Here is a 15,477-nt window from a genome sequence, read left to right as displayed (position 1 = left end):
TTTTATTTTGGACTGTATTTATGTCCCAGCCCCTATTATTTATTATCTTTTAAACAAAAATGAAGCACTGAATATAAAGTTTTTTGTTCACGGGGTGGTGGGACATGTACTTTATATTCAGTGCTTTTTTATAAGTAGTAAAAAGGAGTATAGTGATTACCCATTATCGGGAGAATGGGTAATCGGAATTTACATACTATTTTGTATCGGGTTCAAAATAGTAACATTTATGAAAAGAATTGTTCTTATCGGGTTAAGAACAGTGGCGATTCATTGCCCCAATTCCTGTGGACCCAGGGCAATGTAGCCAACTTTTATTGTATTTACTCATAACTTTTAAAGGAGTTTCGTTTTTAAGATTTAATAATGGCTGCATGTCATGGATGATCGCGGGTCCATGACTATGCGTTTGGCTTAATCGCAAATGCACGGACCGGGAATCCTGGCGCATCTGCCGGTTTTGGACATATTGTATAAATCACTGCGCCTCGTTCTGGGAGGCGGTCTAAATTCGTTAGGAGCTCAATTTGGTACGTGTCTTGTCCGAGTACATAACGTTCACCGATTAAGTCGCCGTGTTTTGCGACATCGACTGAAGCGTCTGTATCGAATGTTTCATGACCGACTGAACGTACACCGCGTTCTTCAAGTAAGAATTGTAATGCATCGAGTGACCATCCGGGTGCGTGAGGGTTACCTTCGGCATCTTTATTCTCAAATTGCTCCACATTCGGCCAACGGTGTGACCAATCACTGCGGAATGCGACGAACGTATCAGGTTCGATTCGGCCATGTTGTGCTTCCCACTCAAGTAAATGATCGCGAGTTAAACGGAAATCGGGGTTTTCCGCAACTTCTTTAGAGTAATCAAGTACGATAAGCGGTAACACTAATTCTTTCAAATCTAATTCATGTAAATATCTTCTGTTTTCGACAAAGTGGATGGGGGCATCGATATGTGTGCCATATTGTGTGGCAACACTCCATCTTTGTACAAAATAACCATCTTCTGCAACGGTACTGATTGTATCAATATATGCAGCTTCTAATGCGCTGAAATGTGGGCTGTCTGTGTCAAAGGTATGGGTTAAATCGACCCATTCACTTTCTTTTAGACTTTTCAGCTGATCCCATAAAGGATAACTCATTATAAACACCTCATGACTGCTTAAAATTGTAGGGCTGATATAAGTGTATTTACGAGTGAGTTTTAAGACTGCGGGCTCACTCGTAAATCACTCATGACAAGTGAATTAAGCTGTTTCTTGCCCTTCTTTGTTTCTTAATTTTTTAACTGCTGAAACTAATACTGTTAATGCTTCTTTTACTTGATCTTCGTTACGTGTTTTCAAACCGCAGTCTGGGTTAACCCAGAATAATGAACGGTCGATTTCTTGTAAACCACGGTTGATTGCGACTGTGATTTCTTCTTCAGTCGGGATACGTGGACTGTGGATATCATATACACCTAATCCGATACCTAAATCATACGTTACATCCTCGAAGTCTTTGATTAAAGCACCATGGCTGCGTGATGTTTCGATTGAGATAACATCTGCATCCAAGTCGTGGATAGTATGGATGATTTCGCCGAATTGAGAATAGCACATATGCGTATGGATTTGCGTCGCATCTGACACTGAAGATGTTGCTAAGCGGAATGAACGTAACGCTTGTTTTAAGTATTCTTCATGGTATTCAGAGCGTAATGGTAAACCTTCACGTAATGCTGGTTCATCTACTTGGATAATTTTAATGCCTGCATCTTCTAATGCTAAAACTTCTTCGTTGATAGCTAAAGCGATTTGGTCTTGTACTTCATGGCGTGGGATGTCTACACGTTCGAATGACCAGTTTAAGATAGTTACAGGACCAGTCAACATACCTTTTACAGGGTGGTCAGTTAAGCTTTGCGCATAAGCTGTTTCTTCCACTGTGATTGGTTTAGTCCATTTAACATCTCCATAGATAACTGGTGGTTTAACAGCACGAGATCCGTATGATTGAACCCAACCGTATTTTGTAACTAAGAAGCCTTGTAAACGTTCACCGAAGAACTCAACCATGTCATTGCGTTCGAACTCACCATGTACAAATACATCTAAGCCGATATCTTCTTGGATTTGAATCCAGCGTGCGATTTCATCGCGTAAGAATTGGTTATATTCTTCATCACTGATACGTTGGTTTTTCCAGTCAGCACGTTTTTTACGAACTTCTTTCGTTTGTGGGAATGAACCAATTGTAGTTGTTGGTAATTCTGGTAATTTTAAGCGTGCATCTTGAACTTTTTTACGTTCAGGGAATGCTGACTCACGTTGTGTACGTACGCTGTCAAAGTCGTATTCAAGGTTTTTAAATGCTTGGTTTTGGAAGCGCTCGTAAGCTGCTTTTAATTTATCATATTTTTCGCTGTCGCCGTTGTTGATAACACGTTTTAAAGCGTCTAATTCGTCTAATTTTTCAGTTGCGAAGCTTAAACCTTCTTCAATTGATTCATCTAATTCTTCATCGTCTAATGAAACAGGAACATGAAGTAATGAAGATGATGGTTGGATAACTAACTCATCAGTATAATTTTCTAAAGTTTCAATCAATTCTTTTTTCGCTTCGATATCTGCTGCCCATACATTACGGCCATCAATAATACCTGCGTATAATGCTTTGTCTTTAGATAATTTGCCTGCTTTGATTTGTTCAAGGTTTTTACCACCGTCATGTACGAAGTCTAAACCGAAACCTTTAACAGGTAAGCTATTCACAAAGTCTAAATCTACATGTTCGAAATAAGTTTGGATGACTAATTTATCAGCTAACCCAGCTTTATCGAAGTATTCATAGACGTGACGTGTAACGTCTTGTAATTGTTCTGCATCATCAGTTACTAATACAGGTTCGTCGATTTGAATGTATTCAGCACCTGCATCAACAAGTGATTGTAATACTTCTTTGTATAATGGAAGCAATGCTTCAACTTTCTCTTCAAATGTTTGATCGCCGCCGCGTGATAATTGAACGAATGTTACAGGACCTAAAATCACTGGGTGTGCATTTACGTTTAATTGTTTAGCGAATTCGAAACGTTCTAATAAAACGTTGCGGTTTAATTTAGGTTCTACGTTGTCCCATTCAGGTACGATGTAGTGATAGTTTGTGTTGAACCATTTAATTAAGGCACTTGCGACATTTTCTTTTGTACCACGTGCGATATTGAATAATAAATCATCGTTGACTTCTTGACCTTGGAAACGTTCTGGGATGATGTTGAATAATAATGATACGTCTAATACGTGGTCATATAATGAGAAGTCTCCAACAGGTACGCTGTCAATGCTGTAGTGTTTTTGTAATAATAAGTTTTCTTTATGCAGGTCGTTTAATGTTGTTGTTAATTCATCATAGTTTGTTTTACCTGCCCAGTAACTTTCGATTGCTTTCTTCCATTCTCTCTTGCGTCCTAAACGTGGGAATCCGATATTAGCTGTTGTAATTGTCATATTATTGCCTCCTGATTTTTTGCAGTTTGTTTTTTAAAGTAATGTGTAAGTTCGAGTGAAAAGTCTACTTGTTCAAATGGTGTAATGATATAGAGTCCATTAAAGTGTTTGATAACTTCATCTATCAATTTGCGACAGATGCGCAAGCTCAGTTCTTTGGTTTTTTGTTTATCATCTTTAACCGCTTCGAACTGATCTAATATTTCATCTGGCAATGAAATGCCAGGGACTTCATTGTGTAAGAATGTTGCATTTCTATAACTTGTTATTGGCATGATACCGATAAAGAATGGGGTATCAAGATGTGCTGTCTTTTCAGCAATTTCTTGAATACGCTCGACAGTGTAGACAGGCTGTGTAATGAAGTAACTCATACCGCAGTCTACTTTTTTGTCTAAGCGTTTCACCGCTGCTTCCATCTTGCGGACGTTCGGGTTGAACGCACCGGCAATATTGAAGTTCGTTTTCGTTTTCAATGCGCCGCCGTCAATATTAAGTCCTTGGTTGAAACGAACAGCGAGTTCAGTTAAACCTCTTGAATTTACATCATAAACATTCGTCGCACCTGGCAGATGCCCCACCTTAGATGGGTCACCTGTAATCGCGAGTATCTCGTTAATACCAAGCAGTGATAAGCCGAGTAAGTGAGATTGTAAACCGATTAAGTTCCTGTCTCTGCAGGTAATGTGGACCAGCGGTTCAATGTTGTAATTCTGCTTAATAATACTAGCTGCTGCGATGTTGCTAACGCGTACCGTTGCGAGTGAGTTATCTGCAAGTGTGATAGCGTCGACTTTCGCTTTGTCTAGTTTTGTGACATTCGCAAAGAATTTCGTTGTATCTAAGTGCTTTGGTGTATCTAGTTCAACGATGACTGTCGGACCAGCTTTGACTTTAGTCGTTAAGTTATTCTTTTTGACCGGAATAGAAGGGTAATTACTTTTTCTTCTGATCGGAATAACTTTCTTTTCTAAAGTTGGTTTTAAACCTTCAACCGCTTGCTTGATGAAGCGGATATGTTCAGGTGTAGTACCGCAACAACCGCCGATTAAGTGTACGCCTTCTTTCACTAGCGTTTCAGCTATCTTACCGAAGTAAGAAGCGTTGTCGCTGTAGTGAATTGTAGAATCTTCAAAGTCTAAGAGACTTGCGTTCGGGTAACATGAGAGAATCGCATGTTGCGGAATCTCAATATGTGTGAAAGATTGTTGCATATGGTGCGGACCGTGATGGCAATTCAAGCCGATAACGTCTGCACCTTCTGCTTCAACTTGTTTAAGTGCTTCGTTAATTTCTGTTCCATCTTGCAAGTAGTTGGTGCTTGAAGCAGTTAACTGTGCGATAACTGGAATATTGTACTTTTTCTTCGTCGCTCTGATCACCTGCAAGAGTTCGTTTAAATCGTAATAAGTTTCAAAGAGGAGTGCATCAACACCCTCGTCAATCAGTGTTTCAATTTGAATATCTGTGTGATACAAAATCGTCGATAGCGACAAGTCATTTTGTTTCACGCCTTTAAAACCTCCGACAGTTCCTAAAATAAACGTGTCTTCATTGGCTGCTTGTTTCGCTATTCTGACACCGGCACGTGTGATGTCTCTTACTTGGTGTTCTAATCCGAAAGCTTGAAGCTTTTCGAAGTTGGCACCGTAAGTATTGGTTTGAATGACATCCGCACCAGCTTCAATGTAAGATCGATGAATTTGTTCGATTTTCTTTGGATGTGTAAGATTATATGCTTCAGGGCAAGTATCGATCCCTTCAGAGTAGAGAATCGTTCCTATTGCACCGTCAGCTACTAATACGTTCTTGCTCAAAGTTTGTAGAAACCCGCTCATAGTATGCTTCCTCCAATGCTGCTTCAAAATCTGCAATCAACTCGTCTGGGTCTTCTAAGCCCACACTCAGTCTCAAGAGATCGAACGTAATTCCGCGTTCGTTACGCACATCTTCTGGAACAGAAGCATGTGACATTGTGGCTGGATGAGAGACGATAGTTTGAATACCGCCTAGGCTGACTGCGATTTGCGGTATTTTTAATGCTTTCGCAAATGTCGGTACCTTTTCTGCTTCGCTTAATCTAAAGCCAAGTACTGCACCGCCATTTTCAGCTTGGCGTTGATTGATTTCATCATTTCCTGGGTAATATACATCAGTAATTTCAGGACGTGATTTTAAGAATCCAACAATCTTTTCAGTGTTTTTCACTGATTGATTCCATCGTACATAAAGCGTTTTAAGATGCTTTGTCAGTGTCCAGCTGTCTTGAGCTGATAATCCGCTTCCTAAAGTGTTTTGTAAGAATTGTAATGATTCTGCAACTTCCGCGTTGTTTGTTACAACTGCCCCTGCAATTAAGTCACTGTGGCCGCTTAAGAATTTAGTGGCACTATGAATCACAATGTCAGCACCTAAATGCAATGGCTTTTGTGATAGGGGTGTTAAGAATGTATTATCGACTGAAACAAGGATATTATGTTTCTTTGCGACATCCGCAATGGCTTGAATATCTGTCACTTTAAATAATGGATTTGACGGTGTTTCCAGATGAATTAGTTTCGTATTTTCCTGAATCGCTTGTTCAACTGCTAATGGGTTTGTCGTATCTACTGCTGTGACTTCAATATTGAATCCTGGTAAAACATGTTCGCATAAGCGGTATGTCCCACCGTAAACATCATTCGGAATAATTAAGTGATCTCCTGATTTCAGTAAGAAGAAAACTGCTGAAATTGCTCCGATTCCTGAGTTATAAGCGATACCGTACTCGGCATCTTCAAGTGCTGCAAGCTTTTCTTCTAACAATGCTCGGTTTGGGTGGCTTGATCTTGCGTAATCGTAAGGGACCTCTGAACCAATCAATGCTGTCGGGAAAGTCGATGAGTCATAAAGTGGCGGGTTGGCTGCTAAAATGTGCGGGAATTGATGATACTTAATTAAATTTGTTTCTGATGATAGTGACATACATATACACTCCTTTAGTTATTGAGATTGCTTTTGGCTGCGGAAGTTCTGGAACTAAGGAGGGAAGCTGACCACGAAAAAAAAGCTTCCGTCCTTTAAACCCGAAAAAAGATTCGGATGTAAAGGACGAAAGCTTGAGCTTCGCGGTACCACCTTAATTCGCTGCTTTATTGCTAAAGCAACCTCTTCCAGTACGCTAAATCTGTTCATGGCAGCTACTGAAGGTCGGTTCCGTTATATGTATCAGCTGTTGCTGTAAATAACAATAACGTGTGCGTCATTCCAGTACGCCATTATGCAAAAATGTTAATACTGTAGCGCTATAACGGGCACCCCCGTTGATGCCTCATATCGACACCACCACTCCAAGGCCATTTTCAAACTTTCTTTCTGTGCTTCCTTTCAGCGGACAGAAGCTCTCTGTGTCAGCAGTGTAAGTTCTACTTTCCTTATTATCGTGTTTCAAGACGATATTCAATTGTTTCTCTTTCGTGTTGAAAGGTTTGTTTTTTGTTGATGACCACATTGTATATTGGTTCTGTTTTGTTTGTCAACAGAATTTTCAGAATAGTAGGTTTTTACCGACAATTAAAAACGAGAGAAACATAAGCGTATCAAGGGTTGGACGTTGCTGAAAAATTTTTAAAATTTTTTTGAATCAAGCCATTTTTCAGTCATTATTTTTCAATTTGAGAATGAAAATTCCTTTATTGCATTCATGATTTACCTTACAATAAGAGAGGAGCAAAAATTAAAAATGTAACACTATTTTAGTGACGAAAGTGAGGTGACTGGAACGTGCGTGACATAACAAATGAGAACAATGGACATGTAGAATATATCGATTTAGATGCAATTCGGCCAAACCCTTATCAGCCTAGAAAACATTTTGATCAAGAAAAATTAGCAGATCTCGCAGCTTCTATTCGTGAACATGGCGTCTTACAACCGATTATCTTACGCAAAACGGTGCAAGGTTACCATATTGTCGTAGGTGAACGCCGTTTCAGAGCCTCTCATTTAGCAGGCTTGAACTCAGTACCAGCGATAGTCAAAGAGATGTCTGATGCTGAGATGATGGAACTCGCCATTATAGAGAACCTGCAGCGGGAAGATTTGAATGCGATTGAAGAAGCGGAAAGTTATCGTAAGCTGATGGATGATTTACATATCACACAAAAAGAGGTGGCTGAACGTTTAGGTAAATCCCGTCCTTATATCGCGAATATGTTGCGATTGTTGAATTTACCGTCTGCTGTCGCCGAGTGGGTAAAAGACGGCAAATTATCAGGTGCGCATGGTCGCACATTATTAATACTAAAAGACGAAACCAAAATGAAACAAATCGCTAAACAAGTCATGAAAGAAGCGTGGAGTGTGCGTTATTTAGAACAATACATTGCAGAGCTGACTTCACCTACTTCAGAAGATGATGCTAAGAAAAAGACAAAGAAACCGCGCATGATTGAACGGCAGGAACGCTTGCTTAAAGAGCGCTTTGGTACCAATGTAGCCATCACAACTAAGCGAAATAAAGGACAAATCACTTTTGAATTCAAATCAGAAGAAGAATTTAAGCGTTTGATTCAACAATTACACAGTGAAACATAAGAAATTATGTTGTATTCATGGTAAAATATATAATTGTTGTGAAATGACAGGAGGACGAACTTTTGAATACGTTTTGGAATACAATGCAAGGTGTTTTCAACTCACTCGTTGAGCCGTTTACAAAGCCTGAAACGTACGCAATGATACTCAACAAGCTCATCATGATTGTCATCTACGTAGTCGTTGCGATGATTATTATCAACTTAGTCAATAAGTCGATTGATCAGTTCTTTAAACTACAAAACCGCAATGCACATGGTAGAAAACGATCTCATACATTAAGTGCGATGTTGAAGAATATTGTGCGTTATGTCGTATGGTTTATTGTATTAACAACGATATTAGGTAAATTCGGAATTAGTGTCACAGGATTATTAGCCGGAGCTGGTGTAGTCGGTTTAGCAATCGGCTTTGGTGCACAAACCATTGTTAAAGACATCATCACAGGGTTCTTTATTATATTTGAGAATCAATTTGATGTGGGAGATTATGTTAAAATCAACTTGAACGGTGCACCTATCACAGAAGGTACAGTTCAATCTATCGGTATACGCTCAACACGTATACATGCGTATACAGGAGAGTTGACCGTGTTGCCGAACAGTGTAATGTCAGAGATTACCAACTTCTCAATCAGTAACGGTAAAGCATTAATAGAAGTACCGATTGCGATGGAAGAGAGTGTCGATAAGGTAGAAAGTAAGCTGAAAGACTTCTTAGAATCCTTACATTCCAATTACTTTATCTTTGTCTCAAAACCTGAAATTCTTGGTATCGAGGATTTAACAGGTAATGCTTATATCATGAAAATAGCGGCAGAAACAACACCGAATAATACTGTGCCAGGCGCTCGTATCTTACGTAAAGAGGTTGCGAATTTCTTGAATCAAGAAGGAATTAAATCACCAACCCCTATTATGATGCAGTTTAATGGACAAAAATCTCAGTAATAAGAATTCATAATGATGGAGGATTGTAAATGGCAGCTCAGTATGGTCTGAATGACATTGTGGAGATGAAAAAGGCGCATGCTTGCGGCGCAAATCGATTTAAAATAATTCGTATGGGTGCAGATATCAGAATTAAATGCGAACATTGCAATCGAAGCATTATGATGCCTCGTACAGAGTTTAATAAAAAATTAAAGAAAATACTTGTATCACATGATACACAAGAGAAGGAGAATGACTAATGGCTTTAACAGCTGGTATCGTAGGCTTACCAAACGTCGGAAAGTCTACATTATTTAACGCAATTACAAAAGCGGGTGCACTTGCGGCGAACTACCCGTTCGCTACAATCGACCCGAACGTCGGGATTGTAGAAGTTCCGGATTCACGTTTAGATGCTTTAGCAGATATCGTTAATCCAAAAAAAGTACTTCCTACAACATTCGAATTCACTGATATTGCAGGGATTGTTAAAGGTGCTTCAAAAGGTGAAGGTCTAGGAAACAAATTCTTATCTCATATCCGTGAAGTAGATGCAATCTGCCAAGTAGTTCGTGCATTCGATGATGATAACGTGACACACGTATCTGGTCGTGTAGATCCACTAGATGATATTGAAGTTATCAATATGGAATTAGTACTTGCAGATTTAGAATCTGTAGATAAACGCTTACCACGTCTTGAAAAAATGGCACGTCAAAAAGATAAAGATGCGTTGAATGAAGTACGCATTTTAGAACGTATTAAAGAAGCATTAGAAAACGGCGAACCGATTCGCAGCTTAGAGTTCAATGAAGAAGATGCGAAATATGTGAAACAAGCACAATTATTAACATCAAAACCAATGATTTATATCGCAAACGTTGGTGAAGATGAAGTGAATGAAGCGGACAACGAAAAAGTTCAAACAATTAAAGAATACGCTGACAAAGAAGGTTCAGAAGTTATTGTCATCAGTGCGAAAATTGAAGAAGAAATTGCGACATTAGATGACGAAGATAAAGACATGTTCTTAGAAGACTTAGGAATCGAAGAACCTGGCTTGAACCGTTTAATCCGCAGCACATACAACTTATTAGGTCTTGCGACATACTTCACAGCAGGTGTACAAGAAGTACGTGCTTGGACATTCAAAAAAGGTATGACTGCCCCACAATGTGCGGGTATCATCCACACTGACTTTGAACGCGGCTTCATCCGTGCAGAAGTAACAAGTTATGACGACTATGTAGAAAATAACGGTGAACAAGGTGCGAAAGAAGCAGGTAAAATGCGTTTAGAAGGTAAAGAATACATCATGCAAGACGGCGATGTTGTTCACTTCAGATTCAACGTATAATTAAGTAAATAAACAACTAACTAAAAAACACGCGCTTAACAAAGCATATGATTATGCTAAGTTGAGGGCGTGTTTTTTGGCTCTATACTATTTAGGACTGGTGATAATCACTAGTCCTATTTTTGATACAAAAAAAGCGCAATTATCTCTATAATTAGAAGTATCCTACAACCAATAATTAAGGAGATAATGCGCCTATGTTTAATACTATATCAATAACGCTTGGAATTAAAGATAAATATATGATTTTTGAGGATAATATTAAGAAAAAGAATTAAAAATAATAGATTTCTTTGGTTTACTGCGCTAAATTAATCAATTCTCTTAAATGATATGAAACGTCTACTGAGATAGAAAACAGAGAAGGGATGTTTTAAGTATGGTGTTATTTCCTAGCAGTATTTTTCTATGGATACTAGGAAAATTATTTCGACAAGTACCGCCAGATGATATTAATCATTTTTGGGGATTTCGAACAAGAAAGTCTAAGAAAAATAAAGAGAATTGGATGCTGGCTCAAAAAGAGTATGGTGAACAGTCTACAAAGGTATTTATGTATACGGTGTTCGCTTCATTCTTTTGGCTATTGGCTGATATAGTATTCTTATTTTTAGACAATGACACATTCATGATTGTCTCAGTGTTACTCCAATCTATCGTATTATTAGGATTATTATTGGTGTTGTATCTCAACGTTAATAACAAATTAGAATAAATAATTCTCAAAACACGCGCTTAACAAAGCATATGATCATGCTGAGTTGAGGGCGTGTTTTTGTATGTATTAAGGTCGAGCATATCATGTATACCGATAAAGAGATTCTGCTTTAAAAATAGCACAATACCTTAAGTTTTTTACTTTTTTTGTTGTATATTTTCAATGAAATATAAGTCTAGCAAGATGAGTTCTTTTACTGTGTTTAAGATGATATGAGAATTGATAGTAATTTTAATTGATTTTGTATTGTGTTGAAAACGCTTTAAGCACAAGAGCTTTGAAAAGGATATAGGAAGTTATCTCTTTTAAAAGGTTTTAAAATTTTTTGTAAAACTTGCGTAAATCAATAAGTTTTTTTACATCTTCCAAAAAATTAATGATAGAATTGTGTAGAACAATTACACACGAAAGAAGTGAAACATTTAATGCCTAGAAAACAGCAACACGATGTATTATTCGATAAAGAATTACGAAATAAATACCACATTAGAAAATTTAGCGCAGGGATTGCTTCAGTTCTATTTGGAACACTAGTTTATACATCCCTGGATCAACAAGCACAAGCTGCAGAAAACACTGATACCGCTGTTGTAAATCCTACAACACAACCAGAAACAAACGGTGACACTGCAACTGCGGAGTTAACAAAAACACAAACAAATGAAACCGTTTCTACGTCAACAAAAGAAACAGTGAATGATTCTCCTACTCCACAAGACACTACGATTCAACAACCTTCTGTTGATAATCAAACAAGCGAAACAGCAACAAAACCTGAACCTGTAACAGCACCAGAAGTATCACAACCTACCAAAACAGATACAACGCAAACTGATGCGCCGAAAGTTGATACACAAAAAGCAACAGAGCCATCGACAGATGCGCCAAAAGAAGCTGCGACTACTGAAGTTAAAGCTACTACTGTTACGCCATCAGAACCTGCTGTTCAACCTGCAGATGCTGAAGTTGCGACAAGAGCTGCCGCTACTACCGATACAACAACGACAGAAGCACCTGCTCAACCAATTACGAATACAAGTGCACCAGCACCCGCTGCGAACGCACATCCTGTTGAAAAAATCCAAGGAATTAATGAGCAAGTTTATGCGAAAGAGATTCCTGTATATGAAAAATCAGAAGCTGCAAGAACAGCAAGAATGCAACGTGGTATTTATCAAGCAAGAGAAAGTTTAGGTTTGATTGTACCGCAAAATAAAAAGCTCTATATCAGACAAGCACAAGGCAGTAATGAAGAAGATTTACGTGTAGATTTGATGACTAACGATAGACAAACAGTTCGTAATGCGACAGTTTCTAGAGACGGAAGCTGGACACAAATCTCTACAACTATGGATAGCGGTGCCTTCGTACGTATTCCAACAGGTTTAACTAAAAAACCAGTTGTAGAATACTATGTTGAAGGTGATGCTGGCGTCACACTGCCTACTTACCGTAAAGGTGGAGATAAAGCAGCGTTCGATGCAGATTGGGCTGCTCGTAATACAAGCTATGGTTATGTAGACGGCGATAAAATTGCTTTCTTAGTACCGAATGTAGACCGTGAACGCATCGCAAACTTAGGTAAAAACCCAGGACAATGGGGCTTTATGAACTTAGATGACATGATTGGTTATTACGAAGATGTTATTAATCATTATGATAAATGGGTTGGCTTAAATGATGACATTAATTCTGTCCACTATAATGTCGGCCAAAAATACTTTACGATTGCGGATGCTCATGGGCCAGGTCTTGCTTATTACTCAACAAACAATATGGGATCTAATAACCCATCTATGTCAGGTTATCTTGAAAGAGGTTGGTTAGCACTGCATGAAGTCGGTCATGGTTATGATGGCGCAATGACGTATGATCCTAAAATGAATTTAATTGAAATTGAAAACAACATTTTAGCTAACCAATATCAAACGACTATCATGGGTGTCAAAGACGGTTGGGCTTATGAAGGCAGACAAGAAAGCATGCAGAAAGATTTCCATGATCGCGTAATGGATGGAAGAATGAATTTCTATAATGCAGGTTTCCGCGGCAGTCTTGATTTCATGACAAAAATGGTGCGTTTAACGGGCATTGATGGCTTTGCGGATATGTGGAAAGGTATTCGTCAAGAAGAAGCGGATATGGGCAAAGCAGGTAAACCATTTGAACAAGATGTACCGAGATGGATTACAACGTATTGGTTAGCTGATAACGGCATTAATGGTACAGCCTACTTTGATTTATACAAAGTGAAAATGCCACAAGCTTTAAAAGATGATTTAGACACTTACAACAATACATTCACATACCCATTAGCAGCATTGATTACTAATCCTGAGGAACAACAACGCATCAAAGATAAACTAGGTTTATCTACGATTTATGAACTTGTAAAATCATCAGATTTAGCTGATACGGCGATTCATGAAGATGCACAAGTGAATGTGAATTTAAATGGACAAGTCTTACCAGATAACGTCAAAGTAAGCTTGATGGAAGGCACACAAGAAATTGCGAGTGCAGAAGTTGTAGATGGTAAAGCTGCATTCTCTAATTTACGTGCGGGTGTATATAAAATTGTCGCACCTCTTTCAACAACAGACGCATTACCTGAAAGTGAATATCTCGTAGTTAGAGAAGGCGGTAATAATCAAGCAACGCTTGATTATCCTAAAAAAGATGATATCCAAAACAACATTACACAAACCATCTCACTAAGAGGATTAGGCAACTGGGAAATGGCTACAGTCAACTATAATCCAGATACTAAACAAGTAACGTATAAACAAAGTCCAGGACAACCACATTTATACTTCACTGATGAATATGCACATGTAACTATTCAAAAAGCAGATGGTACGACAGTATTAGATAGAACATTAGTTGGTAACAAAAGTCTTGCATCAGAACTGCAAACTTTCGATTTAGAATATGGCGATAAAGTTATCGTTCGCCATCGTGAACCAGCGGCTCGTCGTGTGTTAGTCAGAAATGAAAACAAAGATAATGTAGCGATTTCTAGACAAAATGCTGAAAAAGAAACATTAACTTATACACTGACTGATAAAGGATTTATTGTAGATGGTGAAACACAAGCGGATGCAAACCGTCGTTATGATGAAGAGATTAGAAAAGATGTAACACACGTAGCAGAAGAAATTAAAAATCATCCTGAAAGAGATTATCGCAGAGAACTATTTAATGTCTTCACAGGTGTTGAATATGCTGATCCTGCGATTAAGGAAGAATTGCTACAAATCTTAAACCCATTAGTTGCGGTTTATCAAGTTGATACACCAACTGTGGACAAGGTAGAAGCAGGTGCGACAAGCATCAGCGGTAAAGGTGAGCCAGAAAGCACAATTACACTTACTTTTGCGAATGGCAAAAAAGCAGAAGTAGAAGTTGATAAAGATGGACAGTGGACAACACAATTACCAGAAGGAACATCTTTAGAACATAACGATGTTACACAGATATATGCAACAGGTAAACACGGTACAGTATCTGAACCGATTTCTGTCAAAGCTTTAGATACAGTAGCACCTAAAGCACCAGTGATTAACGCAATTGAAGCTGGTAGTCAGACAGTAACTGGAACAAGTGAACCATTAAGTAAAGTTACGTTAACGTTGCCAAACGGTACAACAAAAGTAGTCGACGCAGACGATAAAGGCGTTTGGACAACTACATTAGAAACACCGTTAGCTCATAATGAAGTGATCAAAGCAGTAGCTTCAGACGCAGCAGAAAACAAATCAGTAGAAGCGACTCAAACGGTAAAAGATACAGTAGTTCCAGAAGCACCAGTAATCAACACGATTGAAGCAGGAACTAAAGAAGTGAGTGGCACAAGCGAACCATTGAGCACAGTGACATTGACGTTGCCGGATGGTAAAACAACAGAAGTTAAGACAGATGCAGACGGCAAGTGGACAACAGAATTGGCAGAACCATTAACACATAACGCAGTAATCAAAGCAGTGGCATCAGATGTGGCGAACAATAAATCACCAGAAGCGACACAAACTGTCAAAGATACAACAGCACCAGCGGCTCCGACAATCGATAAGATTGAAGCGGGAGCTAAAGTAGTAAGCGGAACAAGCGAACCACTGAGCACGGTAACATTGACGTTACCAGACGGTAAAACTACAGAAGTAAAAGCAGATGCAGACGGCAAGTGGACAACAGAATTAGTTGAACCATTAACACATGACGCAGTGATCAAAGCAGTTGCGTCAGATGTGGCGAACAATAAATCACCAGAAGCGACACAAACTGTCAAAGATACAGTAGTTCCAGTTTCTCCAGAAATTAAAGCAATCGAAGCGGGAGACAAAGTGGTAAGCGGTACAAGCGAACCATTAAGCACAGTGACATTGACATTGCCGGATG

Annotated in this window: 10 protein-coding genes and 1 other annotated feature; of the genes, 6 read left to right on the top strand and 4 right to left on the bottom strand. The window is 38.8% G+C overall.

The window, feature by feature from the left end:
• Positions 1 to 401 precede the first annotated feature (401 nt).
• From HMPREF2603_RS12940 to HMPREF2603_RS12925, 4 genes are all read right to left on the bottom strand, one after another.
• Entirely contained in the window at positions 402 to 1,151 is a 750-nt protein-coding gene (locus tag HMPREF2603_RS12940; protein ID WP_031262359.1) for a cyclase family protein, read from the bottom strand.
• 102 nt (positions 1,152 to 1,253) lie between these two features.
• Positions 1,254 to 3,497: a 5-methyltetrahydropteroyltriglutamate--homocysteine S-methyltransferase gene (metE, locus tag HMPREF2603_RS12935; RefSeq protein ID WP_023014882.1), complete on the bottom strand. Its 2,244-nt coding sequence runs from the start codon at positions 3,495 to 3,497 to the stop codon at positions 1,254 to 1,256.
• Positions 3,494 to 5,335 carry a bifunctional homocysteine S-methyltransferase/methylenetetrahydrofolate reductase gene (locus tag HMPREF2603_RS12930; RefSeq protein WP_070469046.1) on the bottom strand — a complete coding sequence of 614 codons (1,842 nt, stop codon included), beginning with the start codon at positions 5,333 to 5,335 and terminating at the stop codon, positions 3,494 to 3,496. The genes metE and HMPREF2603_RS12930 overlap by 4 nt, the downstream gene beginning before the upstream one ends.
• Complete coding sequence (locus tag HMPREF2603_RS12925) at positions 5,289 to 6,461, bottom strand: trans-sulfuration enzyme family protein (RefSeq protein WP_060804203.1); 1,173 nt, start codon at positions 6,459 to 6,461, stop codon at positions 5,289 to 5,291. Before HMPREF2603_RS12925 ends, HMPREF2603_RS12930 begins: the two co-directional genes overlap by 47 nt.
• A 119-nt stretch (positions 6,462 to 6,580) precedes the next feature.
• Positions 6,581 to 6,926: a binding site (T-box leader), on the bottom strand.
• Between the two features lie 333 nt (positions 6,927 to 7,259).
• Here HMPREF2603_RS12925 and HMPREF2603_RS12920 point away from each other — a divergent pair.
• The 6 genes from HMPREF2603_RS12920 to HMPREF2603_RS12895 all read left to right on the top strand — a co-directional run.
• Positions 7,260 to 8,072: a ParB/RepB/Spo0J family partition protein gene (locus HMPREF2603_RS12920; RefSeq protein WP_060804204.1), complete on the top strand. Its 813-nt coding sequence runs from the start codon at positions 7,260 to 7,262 to the stop codon at positions 8,070 to 8,072.
• 83 nt (positions 8,073 to 8,155) lie between these two features.
• Positions 8,156 to 9,022, top strand: a complete 867-nt coding sequence (locus HMPREF2603_RS12915; protein WP_060804205.1) for a mechanosensitive ion channel family protein — start codon at positions 8,156 to 8,158, stop codon at positions 9,020 to 9,022.
• 29 nt (positions 9,023 to 9,051) lie between these two features.
• On the top strand, positions 9,052 to 9,264 hold the full coding sequence (locus tag HMPREF2603_RS12910) for a DUF951 domain-containing protein (protein WP_002480311.1): 213 nt from the start codon (positions 9,052 to 9,054) through the stop codon (positions 9,262 to 9,264).
• Positions 9,264 to 10,361, top strand: a complete 1,098-nt coding sequence (ychF, locus tag HMPREF2603_RS12905; protein ID WP_002480312.1) for a redox-regulated ATPase YchF — start codon at positions 9,264 to 9,266, stop codon at positions 10,359 to 10,361. Before HMPREF2603_RS12910 ends, ychF begins: the two co-directional genes overlap by 1 nt.
• A gap of 379 nt (positions 10,362 to 10,740) precedes the next feature.
• Positions 10,741 to 11,076 (top strand): SdpI family protein, encoded by a 336-nt coding sequence (locus HMPREF2603_RS12900; RefSeq protein WP_057510722.1) that lies wholly within the window; start codon positions 10,741 to 10,743, stop codon positions 11,074 to 11,076.
• Between the two features lie 428 nt (positions 11,077 to 11,504).
• Positions 11,505 to 15,477, top strand: a 3,973-nt coding sequence (locus HMPREF2603_RS12895) for an Ig-like domain-containing protein (protein ID WP_148130478.1), incomplete at its 3' end; no start/stop codon positions are given.

It is taken from the genome of Staphylococcus sp. HMSC055C03 (assembly GCF_001809385.1).
In the GTDB taxonomy this organism is placed as follows: Bacteria; Bacillota; Bacilli; order Staphylococcales; family Staphylococcaceae; genus Staphylococcus; species Staphylococcus simulans.
The sequence above is the reverse complement of the archived record's forward strand: the minus strand, read 5'-3'. Positions and strand labels throughout refer to the sequence as shown.

Coding starts and splice junctions, on each gene's coding strand:
- metE (WP_023014882.1), bottom strand. CDS start 3,497: ATGACAATTACAACAGCTAATATCGGATTCCCACGTTTAGGACGCAAG.
- ychF (WP_002480312.1), top strand. CDS start 9,264: ATGGCTTTAACAGCTGGTATCGTAGGCTTACCAAACGTCGGAAAGTCT.
- HMPREF2603_RS12910 (WP_002480311.1), top strand. CDS start 9,052: ATGGCAGCTCAGTATGGTCTGAATGACATTGTGGAGATGAAAAAGGCG.
- HMPREF2603_RS12925 (WP_060804203.1), bottom strand. CDS start 6,461: ATGTCACTATCATCAGAAACAAATTTAATTAAGTATCATCAATTCCCG.
- HMPREF2603_RS12900 (WP_057510722.1), top strand. CDS start 10,741: ATGGTGTTATTTCCTAGCAGTATTTTTCTATGGATACTAGGAAAATTA.
- HMPREF2603_RS12930 (WP_070469046.1), bottom strand. CDS start 5,335: ATGAGCGGGTTTCTACAAACTTTGAGCAAGAACGTATTAGTAGCTGAC.
- HMPREF2603_RS12915 (WP_060804205.1), top strand. CDS start 8,156: ATGCAAGGTGTTTTCAACTCACTCGTTGAGCCGTTTACAAAGCCTGAA.